This is a genomic window from Planktothrix sp. FACHB-1355 (assembly GCF_014748295.1).
Lineage (GTDB): Bacteria > Cyanobacteriota > Cyanobacteriia > Cyanobacteriales > Aerosakkonemataceae > Aerosakkonema > Aerosakkonema funiforme_A.
This window is the reverse complement of the sequence record NZ_JACJUP010000700.1, coordinates 1-3,666: the sequence shown is the minus strand read 5'-3', so window position 1 is coordinate 3,666 and position 3,666 is coordinate 1. Positions and strand designations below refer to the sequence as shown.

General features: G+C 42.2%; 4 protein-coding genes. 2 read left to right on the top strand and 2 right to left on the bottom strand.

Annotated features, from left to right (window positions below):
* Window position 1 precedes the first annotated feature (1 nt).
* Window positions 2–286, bottom strand: a complete 285-nt coding sequence (locus tag H6S82_RS23330) for a zinc ribbon domain-containing protein (RefSeq protein ID WP_190462569.1) — start codon at window positions 284–286, stop codon at window positions 2–4.
* Window positions 287–417: 131 nt separating this feature from the next.
* Window positions 418–1,593 (bottom strand): formamidase, encoded by a 1,176-nt coding sequence (gene fmdA / locus H6S82_RS23325; protein ID WP_190462571.1) that lies wholly within the window; start codon window positions 1,591–1,593, stop codon window positions 418–420.
* A 384-nt stretch (window positions 1,594–1,977) separates the two neighbouring features.
* Here fmdA and H6S82_RS23320 point away from each other — a divergent pair, with 384 nt between their 5' ends.
* Both H6S82_RS23320 and H6S82_RS23315 read left to right on the top strand, forming a co-directional pair.
* Window positions 1,978–2,136, top strand: coding sequence for a hypothetical protein (locus H6S82_RS23320; RefSeq protein WP_190462573.1), 159 nt, complete (start codon window positions 1,978–1,980; stop codon window positions 2,134–2,136).
* Between the two features lie 9 nt (window positions 2,137–2,145).
* Window positions 2,146–3,666 (top strand): tetratricopeptide repeat protein (locus tag H6S82_RS23315; RefSeq protein ID WP_191056784.1); only part of this gene is annotated, 1,521 nt, incomplete at its 3' end.

Genomic DNA, 3,666 nt, shown 5'->3' with positions numbered 1-3,666 from the left:
ATTAATGACCGATCATCCAAGGTCGTCCATCGTTATGCTTGTGCTGGTGATGATGGTGGTGGTTATGATGCTTTTTAATTTGAGTGCGATCGACTACACGAGGTTCCGCACTTTGCTCAATTCTAGTTCTTAGAGAATTGGGCATCATCATCAAACCAGCAACCGAATAAATTCGTTTGGCTACAGTTTCGCAAATTGGGCAAAGCATCGGTTCGCTGGCTGCACTCATACTCCGCCATTCTTCAAAAGTTCCGCAATTTTCGCACTTAAATTCGTAAAGAGGCATAATCAATTTTGGATTTTAGATTTTGGATTTGAGAAACCCGGTTTTTGAGAAAAACCGGGTTTCTAGAAGCAGGTGAATTTCTTCTCCTGTCCCCCCTCTCCGTGACGGAGAGGGGACTGGGGGGTGAGGTTCTACGTCGGTAGAACATTCTTTTCAAAAATTGCTGTCGGAACTGCAATAGTACAACAAGCATTGGGAATATCGACAATGCCGCTAATTCTTCCCTCCACTGGTGCAGAACCTAAAAGCAAATATATCTGCTCTCCCGTATAGCCAAACTTCTTGAAATATTCGATCGCATTCAAACAAGCACGGCGATAAGCAACATGAGCATCTAGATAATATTGCTGTCCGGTAAATTCGTCAACAGAAATGCCTTCAAACACCAAATATTCCGAATAGCGAGGCTCAACTGGGCCTGGTTTGAAAATCGGGTTGGTCAGACCGTATTTTTCTACACCGCCTTTAATCAAATCAACGTGCAAATCGAGGTAACCAGCCATTTCGATCGCACCGCAGAAAGAAATCTCCCCATCTCCTTGTGCAAAGTGAATATCTCCCATTGAAAGTTTCGCACCTTCCACATAAACTGGAAAGTAAATGCGGGAACCTTTTGACAAATTTTTGATATCGCAATTGCCGCCGTGTTCGCGGGGTGGAACAGTTCGCGCCGCTTCTTGGGCAATTCGATCGTATTCGGCACCCTTTAACGAACCGAGAATGGCATTTTTCGGATTCGGCAATGCTGCTAAAGGCGGTATTCGGTTGGGATTGGTTGCGACTAAATCCGCTTCCCGCTTATTCCAAGTAGCTAACAAATCGTGAGAAGGCGCACAACCGATCAATCCAGGGTGAGGAATTCCCGCAAATTTCACATTAGGAATATGGCGAGATTTTGTATAAATTCCTTGAATATCCCAAATTGCTTTCTGTGCGACTGGGAAATGTTCTGTGAGGAAACCGCCGCCATTTTCTTTAGCAAAAATTCCGGTAAAACCCCATTCGTAATCCAGTAAAGTTCCTACATCTAAGATATCAACAATTAGGATATCTCCTGGCTCGGCACCGTTGACATAAATAGGGCCGCTCAATACGTGAACAACTGTTAAATCGACATCGCGCACATCGTTGGGGCTGTCGTTGTTGCCGATTTGTCCGTCCGTCCAATCTTTGCATTCTATTCGGAATACAGCGCCAGGATTGACAGAAACTACTGCCGGAATATCGGGATGCCAGCGATTGTGACCTACCAACGGTTGCTCGGTAAATGGCTTGTTCAAGTCTACTTTGAAGAGAACTTCAGGCATAGTAGTACCCCGATTTTCTAGTTTTATGCGATGTTTTGCCCTCGCCTGAGTTGAGATTAAATTCCTATGGCGATAATAAACTGTAGTTTTTAATACCAAAAATTACGACCGATTGTAACTATTTATTAGTTAAATCGATTCCGAACGCTCTAGAAATTATTGAGAGAGTTTAAAAAATAAATAGTTTTTTAAACTAATTATAAAAAGTTTTGTTTTTTAGGCGGCAAAGTCAGCTATAATTGTGAATTGAAAATTTACTTCAGGAGTTAGGCATTCTCAGAGCAAAAACCCGGTTTCTTTTCAGAACCCTGCGGGGAGGCCAGAAGAGCGGAATTATATGTTTACAATGCGAGATCGTATATTCTAGAGGCAACGGGATGGATAATGAATGCTAAAGGGCGGGAAAAATTGGTAACATATACAACTAATTTGACAGCCCAAAGTTCTGGCGACAAGCAGGCTGAGCGTGGCGAGCGATCGTCCTATCCTTTCTTTTTCCATCGTGGCCCGATCGCTGGGATCGCCATAACCAGGAAGCGTTGACTTATAAAGATGAGATCTTTTATCTGTCTGGCATTATTAACTTTTCTGCTCGTGACGGCTATTTTTCCGGCAGTCGCGCAAGTTACCGATTTTAGATTTTCGGTTATTCCAAATATTATATCTTTTAGCGAAATGAAAAATCTCTCCCCCCTACCCGCTTCTGTGACAACAAGACTAGGGGTAAAAATAAGTCCATCTTTTGATAAGAGATGGGATGGGGGAGAGGTTTTTGCAACTGTTTTAGAAGACGGAAAAAAATTATACGATGCGGGAAGGTTTTCGGATGCGGTTGCTGTCTGGGAAAAGGCAGCAGAAAGTTATCGAGAAAAGAACGATCGCCTCTATCTCGCTCTGACTTTAAATTATCTCTCCAACGCTTATCAAGAGTTGGGACAGTGGGAGAAGGCAAAAGATGCGATCGCCCAAAGCCTCAATCTCTTAACAAATTCAGCAACTCGTCAGCACTCAGCACTAATTTTCGCTCAAGCTTTGAATTCTCAAGGTAGTCTTCAGTTAGCTATGGGACAAACAGAAGCTGCTTTGGACAGTTGGAAAGAAGCCGAAAATGCTTATGAAAAAGCTGGTGATGCAGCGGGAATTCTGGGTAGTAAAATTAACCAAGCACAAGCTTTGCAAGCTTTGGGTCAATATCAGCGTGCCAAAACCAATTTAGAAAATGCAAATAAAAACTTGGTATCTTTACCAGATGCGATCGTAAAATCTGTAGGATTGCGAAGTCTGGGAGAAGCGCTGCAAGTTTTGGGAGATTTGCCTAAGTCTGAAGAAGTATTAAAGCAAAGTTTGGCACTCGCGCAAAAATTAAATTCTCCTACGGAAACGAGCGCTGCTCTTTTTAGTTTGGGAAACCATGCCAAAAGTGCTGGAGATAGTAAAGCGGCTTTGGATTTTTATCAACAAGCAGCTGCGATCGCACCCAGTCCTATTGCCAAACTGGAAACTTTACTAAATCTACTTAACTTAAGCATAGAAACCAAAGGGCAAGAAAATATCCCATATTTAATATCCCAAATTCAGACGGAAATTTCTAAGTTAAACCCCAGTCGTTCGGGTGTTTACTCTCAAGTTAATTTTGCTGAAACTTTGATGAAGTTATCATTAGTCAGCGGTCAATTATCAGGGGGAAATCAAGAAGAACAAATAACCAACGAAAGACAAGGTAATACAAGCATTGCTAAATTATTAGCTACAGCAGTTCAACAAGCAAGATATCTCAAAGATGCCAGAGCGGAATCCTATGCTTTGGTAGCGTTGGGTAAATTATATCAACAAAATAAACAGCAATCGGATGCGGAAAATTTGACTCAGCAAGCGCTAACAATTGCACAGGCTATTAGCGCCAATGATATTACTGCTCGGTCTGCTTGGCAATTAGGTAAAATTTTAAAACAAGAAGGTCGAAATGAGGATGCGATCGCTGCTTACACGCAAGCAGTTAAAACTTTGCAAATTCTCCGCAGTGACTTGGTAGCTACCAATACAAACCTACAGTTTTCTTTTCGAGAAAGTGTC